This window comes from Enterobacter sp. 01-M-03-SI-ECC, from assembly GCF_047530215.1.
GTDB lineage: Bacteria > Pseudomonadota > Gammaproteobacteria > Enterobacterales > Enterobacteriaceae > Enterobacter > Enterobacter chengduensis.
In genome coordinates, this window is record NZ_JBLKDA010000011.1 from 20,223 (window position 1) to 35,765 (window position 15,543).

14 protein-coding genes are annotated in these 15,543 nt (G+C 60.4%); 5 read left to right on the top strand and 9 right to left on the bottom strand.

Annotated elements, in window-relative coordinates:
* Window positions 1-15 precede the first annotated feature (15 nt).
* From rutF to rutA, 6 genes are read right to left on the bottom strand one after another with little or no spacing between them, the layout of a single operon-like run.
* Window positions 16-510 (bottom strand): NADH-dependent FMN reductase RutF, encoded by a 495-nt coding sequence (gene rutF / locus ACMWKK_RS12020; protein ID WP_112781905.1) that lies wholly within the window; start codon window positions 508-510, stop codon window positions 16-18.
* Window positions 511-519: 9 nt separating this feature from the next.
* Entirely contained in the window at window positions 520-1,110 is a 591-nt protein-coding gene (locus tag ACMWKK_RS12025; protein WP_112781904.1) for a malonic semialdehyde reductase, read from the bottom strand.
* 9 nt (window positions 1,111-1,119) lie between these two features.
* Complete coding sequence (gene rutD / locus ACMWKK_RS12030) at window positions 1,120-1,920, bottom strand: pyrimidine utilization protein D (RefSeq protein WP_112781903.1); 801 nt, start codon at window positions 1,918-1,920, stop codon at window positions 1,120-1,122.
* 7 nt (window positions 1,921-1,927) lie between these two features.
* The gene (rutC, locus tag ACMWKK_RS12035; protein WP_112781902.1) at window positions 1,928-2,314 is read right to left on the bottom strand and encodes a pyrimidine utilization protein C; all 387 of its coding nucleotides are present in this window, start codon (window positions 2,312-2,314) and stop codon (window positions 1,928-1,930) included.
* A gap of 11 nt (window positions 2,315-2,325) precedes the next feature.
* Window positions 2,326-3,015: a pyrimidine utilization protein B gene (gene rutB / locus ACMWKK_RS12040; RefSeq protein WP_112781901.1), complete on the bottom strand. Its 690-nt coding sequence runs from the start codon at window positions 3,013-3,015 to the stop codon at window positions 2,326-2,328.
* Window positions 3,015-4,106: a pyrimidine utilization protein A gene (rutA, locus tag ACMWKK_RS12045; RefSeq protein WP_112781900.1), complete on the bottom strand. Its 1,092-nt coding sequence runs from the start codon at window positions 4,104-4,106 to the stop codon at window positions 3,015-3,017. The genes rutB and rutA overlap by 1 nt, the downstream gene beginning before the upstream one ends.
* Window positions 4,107-4,351: 245 nt before the next feature.
* On the opposite strand from rutA, the gene rutR reads away from it, so the two are divergent.
* Entirely contained in the window at window positions 4,352-5,005 is a 654-nt protein-coding gene (rutR, locus tag ACMWKK_RS12050; RefSeq protein WP_406542802.1) for an HTH-type transcriptional regulator RutR, read from the top strand.
* Between the two features lie 99 nt (window positions 5,006-5,104).
* Here rutR and ACMWKK_RS12055 read toward each other — a convergent pair whose 3' ends face one another.
* Both ACMWKK_RS12055 and putA read right to left on the bottom strand, forming a co-directional pair.
* Window positions 5,105-5,506, bottom strand: coding sequence for a lysozyme inhibitor LprI family protein (locus ACMWKK_RS12055; RefSeq protein ID WP_406542808.1), 402 nt, complete (start codon window positions 5,504-5,506; stop codon window positions 5,105-5,107).
* Window positions 5,507-5,607: 101 nt separating this feature from the next.
* Complete coding sequence (gene putA / locus ACMWKK_RS12060; protein ID WP_161656515.1) at window positions 5,608-9,570, bottom strand: trifunctional transcriptional regulator/proline dehydrogenase/L-glutamate gamma-semialdehyde dehydrogenase; 3,963 nt, start codon at window positions 9,568-9,570, stop codon at window positions 5,608-5,610.
* A 423-nt stretch (window positions 9,571-9,993) separates the two neighbouring features.
* Here putA and putP point away from each other — a divergent pair, with 423 nt between their 5' ends.
* Entirely contained in the window at window positions 9,994-11,502 is a 1,509-nt protein-coding gene (gene putP / locus ACMWKK_RS12065) for a sodium/proline symporter PutP (RefSeq protein WP_045326916.1), read from the top strand.
* A 113-nt stretch (window positions 11,503-11,615) separates the two neighbouring features.
* Window positions 11,616-12,035, top strand: coding sequence for a DUF3574 domain-containing protein (locus ACMWKK_RS12070; protein ID WP_032658073.1), 420 nt, complete (start codon window positions 11,616-11,618; stop codon window positions 12,033-12,035).
* A gap of 69 nt (window positions 12,036-12,104) precedes the next feature.
* On the opposite strand, the gene ACMWKK_RS12075 is transcribed toward ACMWKK_RS12070, so the two are convergent.
* Window positions 12,105-13,289 (bottom strand): NupC/NupG family nucleoside CNT transporter, encoded by a 1,185-nt coding sequence (locus ACMWKK_RS12075; RefSeq protein ID WP_112781898.1) that lies wholly within the window; start codon window positions 13,287-13,289, stop codon window positions 12,105-12,107.
* Between the two features lie 251 nt (window positions 13,290-13,540).
* Here ACMWKK_RS12075 and efeU point away from each other — a divergent pair, with 251 nt between their 5' ends.
* On the top strand, window positions 13,541-14,374 hold the full coding sequence (gene efeU, locus ACMWKK_RS12080) for an iron uptake transporter permease EfeU (protein WP_045326918.1): 834 nt from the start codon (window positions 13,541-13,543) through the stop codon (window positions 14,372-14,374).
* Between the two features lie 40 nt (window positions 14,375-14,414).
* Window positions 14,415-15,542: an iron uptake system protein EfeO gene (gene efeO, locus ACMWKK_RS12085; RefSeq protein WP_112781897.1), complete on the top strand. Its 1,128-nt coding sequence runs from the start codon at window positions 14,415-14,417 to the stop codon at window positions 15,540-15,542.
* Window position 15,543 lies beyond the last annotated feature (1 nt).

Genomic DNA, 15,543 nt, shown 5'->3' on the forward strand with positions numbered 1-15,543 from the left:
TCTCCTTAGAGCGCCTTAACAGGCGGGTCGCATCAGCGCGTGGTAGCCGCGGTCAAACCACACCAGCCCTTGCGGCGCGGGGTGGCGAATAATCGAAACAATGTCGCAGAACAGAATGTCGTGGGTGCCGACGCTCACCACCTGGCTGATGCGGCAGTCAAACGAGGCCAGCGCATCCTCCAGGCGCGGACAGCCGGTGTCGCCCGTTTGCCAGCGGGCGGCGGCAAAGCGTTCCTTCATCGGCGTTTTACCGCCAAACAGGTTAGAGAGCGGCTCTTGTCCGGCGCTCAGGGTATTCACGCAAAGGGTGCGGTTGTCGCTGAACGTCGGCCAGACGGACGCCCCGCGGTTCAGGCACACCAGCAGGGTGGGCGGTGAGTCCGTAACGCTGCATACCGCGCTGGCGGTAAAGCCCGCCATCCCCGCCGGGCCGTCGGTGGTGATGATATTGACCGCCGCGCCAACGCAGGCCATGGCGTCGCGAAAGGTTTGTTTATCCGGTGTCGTCACGATAGCTCCTTACGCCAGCCCGCAGGCATCGTCAAAGGTCAGGCGCGGCAGGCGCCCGTACAGTTTGTTCGCATCGCCGTAGCCAATGTTGATCAGCAGATTGCTTTTAAGCGCGGTGCCGGTGAAAAAGGCCTCGTCGACCTTCTGTCGGTCAAATCCCGACATCGGGCCGGTGTCGAGCCCCAGGGCGCGGCAGGCGAAAATCAGGTAAGCCGCCTGCATTGAACTGTTGCGAAAGGCCGTCTCCTCCGCCAGCGCGGGGCTGGAGGTAAACCAGCTTCTGGCATCACCGTGCGGGAACAGCTCGGGCAGGCGCTCGTAGAATTCACCGTCCCAGGCGACAATCGCCGTGACCGGGGCGGCGAGCGTTTTCTCCAGGTTGCCGCTGGAGAGCGCCGGGCGCAGCTTCGCTTTTCCCTCTGTGCTTCGCACAAACACAATCCGCGCCGGAGAGCAGTTGGCGGAGGTGGGCCCCCATTTCAGCAGGTCGTAGATTTCGCGCAGCGTCTCGTCGCTGACGGGAATATCCTGCCAGCCGTTATGGGTGCGTGCGGCGGTGAACAGCGTTTCCAGCGCGGCGGGGGTAATGGCTTCGCTCATTAAAGCTCCTTATAAAGCGGGTTCGGGGCTGTGCAGCAGGCTGGCGAGCCCGTTCAGCAGCAGGGTGTTAAAGGTGTCCGGCTCGGTGACGTTGCAGGCGTGCCCGCCCTGGCGCATCACCGCGCCGTGGCCGTGCGGGAGAGCCGCCAGCAACTCGGACGAGCAGACCGCGGGCACCAGCATGTCGTCGGCGGAACAGATAATCTGTACCGGACAGCGGATGCGCGCGGCGTGGCGGCTGAAGTCGGCCTTTTTCAGGGCGCTGAGCCTGTGCAGCAGGTTGGCTTTGCCCTGGAAATGGGCCAGCGCCAGCGCTTCTTCTGCCTCCAGGCGGGGAGCGCGGGCGGCCATCCAGTCCGCCGGGTAGAGAAACAGCGGCTGCGCCTCGACCCACGCCTGTGCGCCGCCGTAATGCAGCAGGCGCTCGCGGATCTGAAAGCAGCGGCGGGTGTGGGCGTTAAGGGTCAACCAGCCGTTGACGCACACCAGCGCGGTGAGGGCGTCGGGCCTGTCGAGGGCCAGCTGCAGGCCGACCAGCGCTCCCAGCGCGTGCCCGACGACGCTGTAGCGCGCGATCCCGGCCCCAGCCAGCGCCTGGGCCAGTTCGTCCGCCATCTGCGCCAGGCTGTAGCCTTCCGGCAGAGTGGCGGGGTTATTGCCCGTTCCGCGCTGGTCATAGCACACCACCTGATACTCCGGCTCCAGCGCGGCCAGCTGGGGCAACCAGTAGCTGCCGCTGCCGCCGAGACCGGAAATTAAGACCACCACGGGCGCACCCTCATACGGGGGCGGTGAGACGGAGAGTTTCATGGCTGCCTCACTTCGCGATGTGCGCAACGGTGGCGATCTCAACCAGCGCGTCCGGCTTCACCAGCCCGCACTGAATGCAGAACCGGGCAGGCTTATCGCCGGGAAAGAACTCGGCGTAAATTTCGTTAATCGCGGCGTAGTTTTTCCAGTCGGTGATAAAGATGCTGTTGAAGGTCACATCCGCCATGGTGCCACCCGCCGTTTCGATCACCGTTTTGATCGTCTCCAGCACGTGGCGGGTTTGCGCCTTTGGGTCGTTGATAAACACCACGTTGTTGTCTTTATCAAACGGCAGCGTGCCGGAGACATACACCACGCCGTCGGCAAGCGTGCCGGGAACGAACGGGGCGATCGGGGTACTGGTACCCGGCGGGATGATTACGGATTTCGGCATCAGGTGTCTCCTCAGGCGATACGGGCGAGCGGGGGATTCAGGGCGTCGCAGAAATCATTGACGCTGCTGACCCAGCCAAAAAAGGTTTCGATATTGAACAGGGCCGCCTTCTGGGCAAATTCCGGCCCGGCCTGGTGGGTCGCGTCTTCCAGCACCACGCCAAAATACTCGAGGAAAAAGCCGTCGCGCAGGGTCGACTCCACGCAGACGTTGGTGGCGATCCCGGTGAACACCAGGTGGCGAATGCCCCGGCTGCGCAGCAGGCTGTCGAGCGGGGTATTGAAAAAGCCGCTGTAGCGCGGTTTCGGCAGGACGATATCGCCCGCCTGCGGCACCAGCTCATCCACCAGCTGATAATCCCATCCGCCTTTTGCCAGCAGCTTGCCCTGCAGTTCTGGGTTTTTGCGCATCGTTTTCAGGGCGTTGGACTTGTGGAAGTTGGGCGAGCCGGGGCCACCGGCCTCCACGTACCGATCATCCCAGCCGTTCTGGAACCAGATGATGAGCATGCCCGCGGCGCGTGCGGCGGCGACGGCGGTGTTGATGTTCTCAATCACCGGACGGGTGGCGGAGACGTCGAACCCCGCCAGGTCCAGATAGCCGCCTTTACTGGCGTAGGCGTTTTGCATGTCCACCACGATCAGCGCGCTCTGCTCTGGCGCAAAGGTAATGGCTTCCGGGCGAGCGTTAAGGGTCGTCATTACGCCACCTCCTTCGTCACGGCAGGAATGTTGGCCCGGCACTCCATCAGCGGCTGGATGCGCTCGCCGAAGGTCTCCACGCCGGTGAGGAAATCATCGAAGGTCAGCAGGACGCCCTCCGCGCCGGGGACGGCGGCGACGTCGTCAAGCATTCTGGCGACGCTGGCATAAGAGCCGACCAGCGTGCCCATGTTGATATTGACCGCAGACGTCGGGTCGGCCATCTGGCGCACGTTGGTGTCCGCGCCGGAGCGGGTGTCCTTCTGGCTCTGCTCGGTAAGCCAGCTCAGGGCCTCCTCGTCGGCACCGTCCTTATAGCGCTCCCATTTCGCGCGCGCGGCCTCGTCGGTCTCGTCGGCGATGACCATAAACAGCACGTAGGAGCCCACGTCGCGACCGGTTTTGTCGGCGGCCTCCTTCATGCGCGCGGCGGTCGGGGCGAAGGCGGCAGGCGTGTTAACGCCTTTACCGAAGCAGAAGTTAAAGTCGGCATATTTCGCCGAGAATTCCATTCCCGCGTCGCTCTGCCCGGCGCAGATCACCTTCATCGGCACCGACGGCTGCGGGCTGACGCGGCAGTCGTTCATGGTGAAGAAGTCGCCCTTGAAATCGCTTTTGCCGGTACCCCACAGGTCGCGCAGGACCTGCACGTACTCGGTCAGGTAGTCGTAGCGACGCGAGAAGTAGTCGTCACCCGGCCAGAGCCCCATCTGCTCGTACTCGGGTTTTTGCCAGCCGGTGACCAGGTTGACGCCAAAGCGCCCGCCGGAGATGGAGTCGATGGTGGAGGCCATGCGCGCGACGATCGCCGGGGGCAGGGTGAGCGTGGCGGCGGTGGCGTAGATCTGGATCCGCGAGGTGACCGCGGCCAGCCCGGCCATCAGGGTGAAGGACTCCAGGTTGTGATCCCAGAATTCGGTTTTGCCGCCAAAGCCGCGCAGCTTGATCATCGAAAGCGCAAAGTCGAAATGGTAGTGCTCCGCTTTCTGCACGATGGCTTTGTTGAGCTCGAAGGTCGGCATGTATTGCGGTGCAGTGGTCGAGATAAGCCAGCCGTTATTGCCGATGGGTACAAATACGCCAATTTTCATCACGAACCTCTCTTCATTACGTCGCAGGTGTAACGGTCTTTTTGCAAAGGCAGTGCCAGTTTTCAAAAAGACAGTGTTATTAATGTGTTAATTAGAGGTTGGTGGGTTGATGCGATAAAATGTGGACTAACTGGTCAAAAACGTTGCACAGAAAACAGGCACTCATGCGCGATGGGAGTGCAGGATGTCGTGGCGAGACGGGGGTTTTGCTATGCTGAGGACAATGCAGAATAAGGAGAGCGGGAATGACACAAGGCGCAGTGAAAACACCAGGTAAACGTTCGCAGGCGGTGAGCGCCAAGAAGCAGGCGATCCTCAGCGCGGCGCTGGAGACCTTTTCGCAGTTTGGGATCCACGGCACGCGGCTGGAGCAGGTGGCGGAGCAGTCCGGGGTATCCAAAACCAATCTGCTCTATTACTACCCGTCGAAAGAGGCGCTCTACGTGGCGGTGATGCAGCAGATCCTCGATATCTGGCTGGCGCCGCTCAAAGCGTTCCGCGAAGAGCTGGCCCCGCTGGTGGCAATCAGGGAGTACATTCGCCTGAAGCTGGAGGTGTCGCGCGATTACCCGCAGGCGTCAAGGCTGTTCTGCCTTGAGATGCTGCAGGGCGCGCCGCTGCTACAGGCTGAGCTGACGGGAGATTTAAAGCAGCTGGTGGACGATAAGTCGGCGATTATTGCCGGATGGGTCGCCAGCGGAAAGCTGGCTCCGGTCGACCCGCAGCATCTGATCTTTATGATTTGGGCCGCCACCCAGCATTACGCTGACTTTGCGGCCCAGGTTGAGGCGGTCACCGGGAAAACGCTGCAGGACGAAGCGTTTTTCCACAGCACCCTGGAAAACGTGCAGCGGATGATTATTGAAGGGATCCGCGTGCGCTTGTTCCCCTCACCCTAACCCTCTCCCCAAAGGGGAGAGGGGACTGTTCTGTGCGGTCTTTTCTCGCTCGCCCCTATTGAAAAGGGGACTGTTCTGCGCGGTTTTTCTCCCTCGCCCCTATGGGGAGAGGGCCGGGGTGAGGGGACAGCTTAAGTCGCCCTCTTCACACTGCATCAGCGAGGCCAGAAACGCTTCGCGCTCCACGGTTTTTTCCGCCAGGCACTGGTTCACAATCATCGGCTGGACGCTCCCGCCTTCCGTCCCCGAACCGATAAACGCGCAGTCCGCGTCGCGCAGGGCGATCCACGCCTGCTGCGCCTTTTTCAGCAGGTCGCGCTGGGGGGCCGCCGCGCGCTTAACGGCGGCATGATAGGTCTGGTTGAGCTTTTTATCGGCAGCCTGGTACTGCTGCGCGCTGCAGGTGTTCAGCTCAAGCTGCGTATTGGCTTTGTCGCACTCGTCGGCCAGCGCGCTGGCGCTCAGCAGCAGTGCGGCACCTGCGAGAAATACTCGTTTCATCATCCCCTCCATGTAAAAAAGCCGGATGCGCTGCGCTTATCCGGCCTACGGTGATTTTGTAGCCCCGGTTAGCGTAGCGCCACCGGGGAAAGTTTACACGATTAACCGATGGTCATCAGGCTGGCGTTACCGCCTGCCGCCGCGGTGTTGACGCTGAGCGAACGCTCCACGTACAGACGCTCCAGCAGCAGGTTGGTTTCCCCGCGCGCAAAGCCCTGCACCGACACGATTGCCCCGCTGCGGGCCGCGACCTGCTCGCAGAGCTCGCGCAGCTGGTCGGAATCACCGTGATAAATGACGGCATCAAACGGCTGCGTCAGCAGCGTGTCGGCCTTCGCGAAGCGAATGCGGTCCGAAACCGCTTTCGGCAGCTGTTTGGCGAGGTCGCGATGCAGCGCATCTTCCGGCCACAGTACCTCACACCCGGTTGCCATCGCGGCGGCCAGCTGGACCAGCGCGTCCTGCTCGTTGTCCGCCACGCAGAGTACGCGCTCGCGCGGCATCAGCGTCCAGGTGTTGCGTTCGCCGGTCGGCCCTGGCAGCAGGCGCTGCGTGCCCGCCTGCGCCAGCTCGCCATACTGCTGCGCCACGGCACGCAGCTCAGGACGTTTTTCCGCCCAGGCGATCAGCGCCTCCAGCGGCTGGGTCAGCACGGTTTTCAGCTGCGCATCGACCGGATACTCCGCGTCCTGACGCGCCAGGGTGACGCCCAGCGCATTCTCCGGACGGTTCGCCAGCAGACGGTACAGGTAGAGCGGACCGCCCGCTTTCGGACCGGTGCCGGAGAGGCCTTCGCCGCCGAACGGCTGCACGCCCACGACCGCGCCAACCATGTTGCGGTTGACGTACAGGTTGCCCACTTTCGCGCTGCCGGTCACCTGGGCGATGGTTTCATCGATGCGGGTATGCACGCCGAGCGTCAGGCCATAGCCGGAAGCGTTGATCTGCTCAACCAGCTCGTTGAGGTTGTTTCGGTTGTAGCGCACCACGTGCAGCACCGGGCCGAAGACCTCTTTTTTCAGCTCGTCGAAGCTTGCCAGCTCAATCAGCGTTGGCGGCACAAAGGTACCGGTGCGCCATTCGCGGGTATCTTCGCTGTTTTCACGCACCGCCTGGTATACCGGACGGCCTTTCGCGCGCATGGCCTGAATGTGGTTTTCAATATTGGCTTTGGCTTCCGCGTCGATCACCGGCCCGATGTCGGTGGTGAGGCGGCCCGGGTTGCCCATGCGGCATTCGGCCATCGCGCCGCGCAGCATCTTCAGCGTGTGGTCCGCCACGTCGTCCTGCAGGCAGAGCACGCGCAGGGCGGAGCAGCGCTGACCGGCGCTGTCGAACGCGGAGGCCAGCACGTCGACCACCACCTGCTCGGTGAGGGCAGAGGAGTCAACGATCATGGCGTTCATGCCGCCGGTTTCCGCGATGAGCGGCGTAGGACGGCCCTGCGCATCCAGACGGGTAGCAATGTTGCGCTGCAGCAGCGAGGCGACTTCGGTCGAGCCGGTAAACATCACGCCGCGTACGCGGTTATCGCCGGTCAGTTTGGCGCCCACCGTTTCACCGCGGCCCGGCAGCAGCTGAACCACGCCCGCAGGCACGCCCGCTTCCAGAAGAATGTTGATACCCTGCGCGGCAATCAGCGGGGTCTGCTCTGCCGGTTTAGCCAGCACGCTGTTGCCTGCGGCCAGGGCGGCGGCAATCTGGCCGGTGAAGATCGCCAGCGGGAAGTTCCACGGGCTGATACAGACGACCGGTCCCAGCGGACGGTGGGTTTCGTTATCGAAGTCGTCGCGAACCTGGCCTGCGTAATAATGCAGGAAGTCGACGGCCTCGCGCACTTCGGCAATGGCGTTGCTGAAGGTTTTACCCGCCTCGCGCACCAGAATGCCGATGAGCGACTGCATCTGATCTTCCATCAGCACCGCGGCGCGCTCCAGAATGGCGGCGCGCTCCTGCGGCGGCGTGGCGAACCAGATAGGGGCGTTGTTCACCGCGCTGTCCAGGGCGCGATCCACCTCCGCTTCGGTGGCTTCACGCACGTAGCCGACGATATCTTTTGGTTCCGCCGGGTTGATCACCGGCTGCATGTCGCCGTCCTCAACGGACTGTTCCAGGATCGGCTTCGCCTGCCATTTCTGCAGGGCGCTGTTGAGCAGGGCAGAGGAGAGCGATGCCAGACGGTGTTCGTTGGCGAGATCCAGGCCCGCCGAGTTGACGCGACCTGCGCCGTACAGCTCGCGCGGCAGGGCAATCTTCGGATGCGGCAGGCCAATCTGGCCTTCCTGCGCCGCCATCTTCTCAACGGCCTGCACCGGGTCGGCCACCAGCTCGTCCAGCGGCAGGGTGGTGTCGGCAATGCGGTTAACGAAGGAGGTGTTCGCGCCGTTTTCCAGCAGGCGACGCACCAGGTACGCCAGCAGGGTTTCGTGGGTGCCTACCGGAGCATAGATGCGGCACGGGCGGTTGAGCTTGCCGTCCGCCACTTTACCGGTCACCTGCTCGTACAGCGGTTCGCCCATGCCGTGCAGGCACTGGAACTCGTACTGGCCCGGATAGTAGTTTTGCCCCGCCAGGCTGTAGATTGCCGCCAGGGTGTGGGCGTTGTGGGTAGCGAACTGCGGGTAGATCAGGTTCGGCACGCCGAGCAGCTTTTTCGCGCAGGCGAGGTAAGAGACGTCGGTGTAAACCTTGCGGGTATAGACCGGATAGCCTTCCAGCCCTTCCATCTGGGCGCGCTTGATTTCGCTGTCCCAGTAGGCGCCCTTCACCAGACGGATCATCAGGCGGCGGCGGCTGCGGCTGGCCAGGTCAATGAGGTAATCAATGACGAACGGACAGCGCTTCTGGTAGGCCTGGATAACGAAGCCGATGCCGTTCCAGCCCGCCAGCTCCGGCTCGAAGCACAGCTTTTCCAGCAGGTCGAGGGAGATCTCCAGACGGTCGGCCTCTTCGGCGTCGATGTTGATGCCGATGTCATACTGGCGCGCCAGCAGGGTCAGGGACTTCAGGCGCGGGTAGAGCTCTTCCATCACCCGGTCATACTGCGCGCGGCTGTAGCGCGGGTGCAGGGCGGAGAGCTTAATGGAGATGCCCGGGCCTTCATAAATGCCGCGGCCGTTTGAGGCTTTACCGATGGCGTGGATCGCCTGCTGGTAAGAGACCATGTAGGCCTGCGCGTCGGCGGCGGTCAGCGCCGCTTCGCCCAGCATGTCGTACGAGTAGCGGAAGCCTTTGTCTTCCAGCTTGCGGGCGTTGGCCAGCGCTTCGGCAATGGTTTCTCCCGTGACGAACTGCTCGCCCATCAGGCGCATCGCCATGTCCACGCCTTTGCGGATCAGCGGTTCGCCGCTCTTACCGATGATGCGGTTCAGGGAGCGGGAGAGGTTAGCTTCATTATGGGTCGACACCAGCTTGCCGGTAAACAGCAGGCCCCAGGTCGCTGCGTTGACGAACAGCGACGGGCTGCGGCCAATGTGCGAATGCCAGTTGCCGTTGCTGATCTTGTCGCGGATCAGCGCGTCGCGGGTGGCCTTATCCGGAATACGCAGCAGCGCTTCCGCCAGGCACATCAGCGCCACGCCTTCCTGCGAGGATAGGGAGAACTCCTGCAGCAGACCCTGAACCATCCCGGCGCGGCCGGCGGCGGTTTTCTGGTTGCGCAGCTTGTCGGCTAACTGATAGGCCAGGCTGTGCGCCTGCGCGGCAATCGCTTCCGGCAGGCGAGCCTGCTCCAGCAGCATCGGCACGGCGTCGGTTTCGGCACGGCGGTAGGCGCCGGTAATGGCGGCGCGGGTGACGGACTGCGGCAGGATCTGCTCGGCAAACTCGAGGAACGGCTGATGGCTCTCGTCGCCAGCCGCTGGGGCTTCCTCGCTTTCATTGGCCGCTCCGGCCAGCAGGGCAGGCAGCTCCGGCAGACCCTCGTCGCTCTCTAGCCTTTCGAGATAGTTAAAAATTGCCTGCTTAATTAACCAGTGCGGCGTGCGGTCAATGCGGGTTGCTGCGGTCTTAATCCGTTCGCGGGTGGCGTCATCCAGCTTCACCCCCATGGTGGTCATACCCATGCCAAAGCTCCTGTTGTGCTTTCATCGTATTTGGTCGTTAGCGTGAAATATCCACCATGTTGCAACTTTGTGCAACCGTGTTAAATGTGACCTGGTTTGCAACCCGGAAAATGAATGGATTGTTAACGAATGGTTAGCTGTAAAAACGCGCTGACGGTTTTGCTGGAGGTCAGTTTTTATGCGGTAGTTAACACTTTTAAAAGGTGCAACCTGCAAAAGCGTGAGCGAGTGCAACCTATAGGAAACTCGTATCAAACCGGGGATGAATTTGATGTAAATGCAGTGTTAAATCGTTTGTCAGCGGGAGGCGCATACGGCAGGATAGCGCGCCTCATCGAAACACAAGATACCGTCACCTCGTTCCGGTGATCATATAACAAGGCAGCCCGGACGGCTGTCGCTCGACACTTTTGGAGAATTTGCATGGCGATTAGCACACCGATGCTGGTGACATTTCTCGTTTATATATTTGGCATGATCCTGATAGGGTTTTTGGCGTGGCGTTCAACGAAAAACTTTGACGACTACATTCTGGGCGGACGTAGCTTAGGCCCAATGGTGACCGCACTCTCTGCGGGCGCGTCGGACATGAGCGGCTGGCTGCTGATGGGGCTGCCGGGCGCGATCTTCATCTCCGGTATCTCGGAAAGCTGGATCGCCATCGGCCTGACCGTCGGCGCATGGATCAACTGGAAGCTGGTGGCAGGCCGTCTGCGCGTGCACACCGAGGCCAACAATAACGCCCTGACGCTGCCGGACTACTTCACCGGACGTTTTGAAGACAACAGCCGCATCCTGCGCATTATCTCAGCGGTGGTTATTCTGCTGTTCTTCACCATCTATTGCGCCTCCGGCATCGTGGCGGGCGCGCGTCTGTTCGAAAGCACCTTCGGCATGAGCTATGAAACCGCCCTGTGGGCGGGTGCGGCGGCGACTATCCTGTATACCTTCGTGGGCGGATTCCTGGCGGTAAGCTGGACCGACACCGTGCAGGCGAGCCTGATGATCTTCGCCCTGATCCTGACCCCGGTGATTGTCATTTTCACCGTTGGCGGCTTTGCCGATTCGCTGGAAGTGATCAAGCAGAAGAGCATCGAAAACGTCGACATGCTGAAAGGGCTGAACTTTGTCGCCATCGTCTCCCTGATGGGCTGGGGTTTAGGCTACTTCGGCCAGCCGCACATTCTGGCGCGCTTTATGGCGGCGGATTCTCACCATACCATCGTTCACGCGCGCCGCATCAGCATGACGTGGATGATCCTGTGTCTGGCAGGGGCGTGTGCGGTCGGCTTCTTCGGTATTGCCTACTTCAACAACAACCCGGCGCAGGCGGGCGCGGTTAACCAGAACGCGGAACGCGTGTTCATCGAGCTGGCGCAGATTCTGTTTAACCCGTGGATTGCCGGTATTCTGCTCTCCGCGATCCTGGCGGCGGTGATGTCCACCCTGAGCTGCCAGCTGCTGGTTTGCTCCAGCGCGATTACCGAAGACCTCTACAAAGCCTTCCTGCGCAAGAACGCGAGTCAGAAAGAGCTGGTGTGGGTCGGGCGCTTTATGGTGCTGGTGGTGGCGCTGGTGGCGATTGCCCTGGCGGCCAACCCGGAAAACCGCGTGCTGGGCCTCGTGAGCTACGCGTGGGCGGGCTTCGGTGCGGCGTTTGGTCCGGTGGTGCTGTTCTCCGTCATGTGGTCACGTATGACCCGCAACGGCGCGCTGGCGGGGATGATCATCGGTGCGGTGACCGTCATCGTCTGGAAGCAGTTCGCGTGGCTGGGCCTGTACGAAATCATCCCGGGCTTCATCTTCGGCAGCATCGGCATCGTGGTCTTCAGCCTGCTGGGTAAGGCACCGTCTGCCGCCATGCAGAAACGCTTTGCTGAAGCAGACGCGCATTACCGCTCCGCGCCGCCGTCTAAGCTGCAGCCGGAATAATTTTCCCCTCACCCTAACCCTCTCCCCAAAGGGGAGAGGGAATAAACCTCTCTTGCTAAATTCTGCAATTTACGTTGATATCGCTGTGCTTATAACAATGAGGATAGCGAAGCATGACAATCAAAACAGGGTTAATGGCGGCGGCATTATTGATGCTGGCTGGCTGCAACGCACCATCGCAACACGCGGCGGTGGAGACCTGCAAAGCGGATAACCAGATGCAGCAAACCACGCTCTATTTCGGCTTAAATCGCCCTGCCGGGGCGCAGATTACCGGCAACGAGTGGCAGCAGTTCGTTGACCAGGACGTGACGCCGCGCTTTCGCGATGGCTTAACGGTATTTGATGCCCGGGGGCAGTGGCTGGGGAACGACGGGAAAGTGGCGCGCGAGCCGAGCAAAGCGTTAATGCTGATCCACGGGAAGGACGCGCAGAGCGAGAAGAACATCGAGGCGCTACGCGGGATTTACAAATCACGCTTCGCGCAGGAGTCGGTGATGCGTGTCGACCAGCCGGTGTGCGTGCAATTTTAAGCAAAACGGCGGGATAGTGTTGTAGGCCCGGTAAGGCGTAGCCGCCACCGGGCACAAACCGCACAAAACTTACAACACCAGCCCCGCAAAGCTCGCCGACAGCAGGCTCACCAGCGTCGCGCCGTACACCAGACGCAGGCCAAAGCGCGATACCACGTTCCCCTGCTGCTCGTTCAGCCCCTTAATCGCCCCGGCCACGATGCCGATGGAGGCGAAGTTCGCGAACGACACCAGGAAGACCGATAAAATGCCCAGCCCGCGCGGGGACATCTGGTGCGCGATTTTTTGCAGCTCAATCATCGCCACAAATTCATTTGCCACCAGCTTGGTCGCCATAATACTGCCCGCGTTTAGGGCATCGCTCAGCGGAATACCCACCAGCCACGCCAGGGGATAAAATACATAGCCCAGGATCTGCTGGAAGCTCATGCCAAATACGCTGGAGAAGAGGGCGTTGACGGCGCTAATAAGCGCGATAAAGCCAATCAGCATCGCCAGAATAATCATCGCCACCTTAAAACCGGCCAGAATATACTCGCCGAGCATTTCGAAGAAGCTCTGGGATTCATGCAGTTTTTCCAGCCTGATATCCGGCTCCGCTTCCGGGCGGGTCGGGTTGATGACGGAGAGAATAATAAAGGTGCTGAACATGTTTAAAATCAGCGCCGCGACGACGAATTTGGCGTCGAGCATGGTCATATACGCCCCGACAATCGACAGGGAGACCGTCGACATGGCCGTGGCCGCCATGGTGAACAGGCGACGCGAGGAGAGATCCCCCAGCACGCCCTTGTAGGCAATGAAGTTTTCCGACTGGCCGAGGATCAGCGAGCTCACCGCGTTAAACGATTCCAGCTTGCCCATGCCGTTCACTTTTGACAGCAGCGTACCGATCACCCGAATAAAAATCGGCAGAATTCGCCAGTGCTGAAGAATACCAATCAGCGCGGAAATAAAAATAATCGGGCAAAGTACGCCGAGGAAAATGAACGCCAGCCCTTTTTCACCCATGCCGCCAAAGACAAAATTGGTGCCTTCGCCGGCAAATTTCAGCAGGGATTCAAAGAAGCCGGAAACGTATTTAATCAGGAATAAGCCGCTTTCGGCGTGCAGGAAAAAGAACGCCAGGGCAATTTCAATAACAATCAGTTGTAAAACATAACGAATGCGAATTTTTCGGCGGTCGAAACTCACCAGCCAGGCCAGCGCAAGAATAATCACCAGCGCCAGCAGGAAATGGACAATCTTAAACATGGTTTATTTTCACTTGGTTTTCGAGGCTGATATTTAGCCACAGCGCTGATTAACCGTAAATGGGCATTTTCGTTATAACTTATAAACCTGAACGTCACGCAGGTAACTATAACCTTGCTTGGCGTTTACAACTCGTCATCAAAACACCACACATTTCGCTTGTGTTTCTTTTCGCCGTAATGATAATCACTATCACAAGAATTTACCTTTCTTTGCATCAGTTGACCGCGATAAACATTTAAGGTGTCGGCATGTTTGTTCCATTTCTCATTATGTTACGTGAAGGGCTCGAAGCCGCCCTTATCGTCAGCCTCATCGCCAGTTATCTGAAGCGAACCCAGCGCGGACGCTGGATTGGCGTCATGTGGATCGGGGTATTCCTTGCCGCGGCGCTCTGCCTGGGTCTGGGGATCCTCATCAACGAAACCACCGGCGAGTTCCCGCAGAAGGAGCAGGAGCTGTTTGAGGGTATCGTCGCCGTGATTGCGGTCGTCATCCTCACCTGGATGGTGTTCTGGATGCGTAAAGTTTCGCGCAACGTGAAGGTGCAGCTGGAGCAGGCGGTGGATAACGCGCTGCAGAAGGGCAATAACCACGGCTGGGCGCTCATTATGATGGTCTTTTTCGCCGTGGCGCGCGAAGGGCTGGAGTCTGTTTTCTTCCTGCTGGCGGCGTTTCAGCAGGATGTGGGGATCTGGCCCCCGCTGGGCGCCGTGCTGGGTCTTGCTACGGCGGTGGTGCTCGGTTTCCTGCTCTACTGGGGCGGTATCCGCCTGAACCTGGGCGCGTTCTTCAGGTGGACCAGCCTGTTTATTCTGCTGGTGGCGGCCGGGCTGGCGGCAGGGGCGATCCGCGCCTTCCATGAAGCGGGCCTGTGGAATCATTTCCAGGACGTGGCGTTCGACCTCAGCAACGTCCTCTCCACCCATTCGCTGACCGGCACCCTGCTCGAAGGCATTTTCGGCTATCAGGAAACGCCGAGCGTCAGCGAAGTGGCGATGTACTTTATTTATCTGGTTCCGGCGCTGGTGCTGTTTGCTATGCCGCCGCGTGCCGGCACCCAGGCGTCGCGCGTTGCGCCGTAATCATTGATTTAGTGACAACATACTTTTAAAGGGAAGAGTCATGGCAATTCAGTTCCGTCGTAGTGCGTTATGCGCAGGCATTGCCGCGCTGTTCGCTTCCGCATTCTCCGCCTGGGGCGCGGATGTTCCACAGGTTAAAGTGACCGTCAACGACAAGCAGTGCGAGCCGATGACCCTCACGGTAAACAGCGGCAAAACCCAGTTCATTATTCAGAACCACAGCCAGAAGGCGCTGGAGTGGGAGATCCTGAAAGGGGTGCTGGTCGTCGAAGAGCGCGAAAATATCGCCCCTGGCTTCAGCCAGAAGATGACCGCCAACCTGCAGCCGGGCGAGTACGAGATGACCTGCGGCCTGCTGACCAACCCTAAGGGTAAGCTTATCGTCAAAGGTGAAGCGACGGCCGATGCGGCGAAAGGCGCTGCGGTGCTGAGCCTGGGCGATGCGATTACCGCCTATAAAGCGTACGTCACCAAAGAGACGGCGGATCTGGTGGCGAGCACCAAAGCCTTTACCGACGCGGTAAAAGCGGGTGATATCGAAAAAGCGAAATCCCTCTACGCGCCAACACGTCAGCACTACGAGCGCATTGAGCCGATTGCCGAGCTGTTCTCCGACCTCGACGGCAGCATTGACGCCCGTGAAGATGACTATGAGCAGAAGGCCGCCGATCCGAAATTCACCGGCTTCCACCGTCTGGAAAAAGCGCTGTTTGGCGATAACTCTGCCAAAGGGATGGAGAAATACGCCGGGCAGCTGAACGGCGACGTGCTGGAGCTGCAAAAGCGCATCAGCGAGCTGGCCTTCCCGCCGTCAAAAGTGGTGGGCGGCGCGGCCGGGCTGATTGAAGAAGTGGCCGCGAGCAAAATCAGCGGCGAAGAGGATCGCTACAGCCACACCGACCTGTGGGACTTCCAGGCCAACGTCGACGGCGCGCAGAAAATTGTTACCCTGCTGCGTCCTCAGCTGCAGAAAGAGAACGGCGAACTGCTGGCCAAGGTGGATGCCAACTTCAAAAAGGTCGACACCATCCTGGCGAAGTACCGCACCAAAGACGGGTTTGAGACCTACGACAAGCTGACCGATGCCGATCGCAACGCGCTGAAAGGCCCGATTACCGCCCTGGCGGAAGATCTCTCCCTGCTGCGTGGCGTACTGGGTCTGGACTAAG

Excerpts from the sequence above, each read along its gene's own strand:
- ACMWKK_RS12025 (WP_112781904.1), bottom strand. The coding sequence starts at position 1,110 with ATGAGCGAAGCCATTACCCCCGCCGCGCTGGAAACGCTGTTCACCGCC.
- ACMWKK_RS12070 (WP_032658073.1), top strand. The coding sequence starts at position 11,616 with ATGACAATCAAAACAGGGTTAATGGCGGCGGCATTATTGATGCTGGCT.
- ACMWKK_RS12075 (WP_112781898.1), bottom strand. The coding sequence starts at position 13,289 with ATGTTTAAGATTGTCCATTTCCTGCTGGCGCTGGTGATTATTCTTGCG.
- putA (WP_161656515.1), bottom strand. The coding sequence starts at position 9,570 with ATGGGTATGACCACCATGGGGGTGAAGCTGGATGACGCCACCCGCGAA.
- rutB (WP_112781901.1), bottom strand. The coding sequence starts at position 3,015 with ATGACGACCCTTAACGCTCGCCCGGAAGCCATTACCTTTGCGCCAGAG.
- rutR (WP_406542802.1), top strand. The coding sequence starts at position 4,352 with ATGACACAAGGCGCAGTGAAAACACCAGGTAAACGTTCGCAGGCGGTG.
- rutC (WP_112781902.1), bottom strand. The coding sequence starts at position 2,314 with ATGCCGAAATCCGTAATCATCCCGCCGGGTACCAGTACCCCGATCGCC.
- rutD (WP_112781903.1), bottom strand. The coding sequence starts at position 1,920 with ATGAAACTCTCCGTCTCACCGCCCCCGTATGAGGGTGCGCCCGTGGTG.
- putP (WP_045326916.1), top strand. The coding sequence starts at position 9,994 with ATGGCGATTAGCACACCGATGCTGGTGACATTTCTCGTTTATATATTT.
- efeO (WP_112781897.1), top strand. The coding sequence starts at position 14,415 with ATGGCAATTCAGTTCCGTCGTAGTGCGTTATGCGCAGGCATTGCCGCG.
- ACMWKK_RS12055 (WP_406542808.1), bottom strand. The coding sequence starts at position 5,506 with ATGAAACGAGTATTTCTCGCAGGTGCCGCACTGCTGCTGAGCGCCAGC.
- rutA (WP_112781900.1), bottom strand. The coding sequence starts at position 4,106 with ATGAAAATTGGCGTATTTGTACCCATCGGCAATAACGGCTGGCTTATC.
- efeU (WP_045326918.1), top strand. The coding sequence starts at position 13,541 with ATGTTTGTTCCATTTCTCATTATGTTACGTGAAGGGCTCGAAGCCGCC.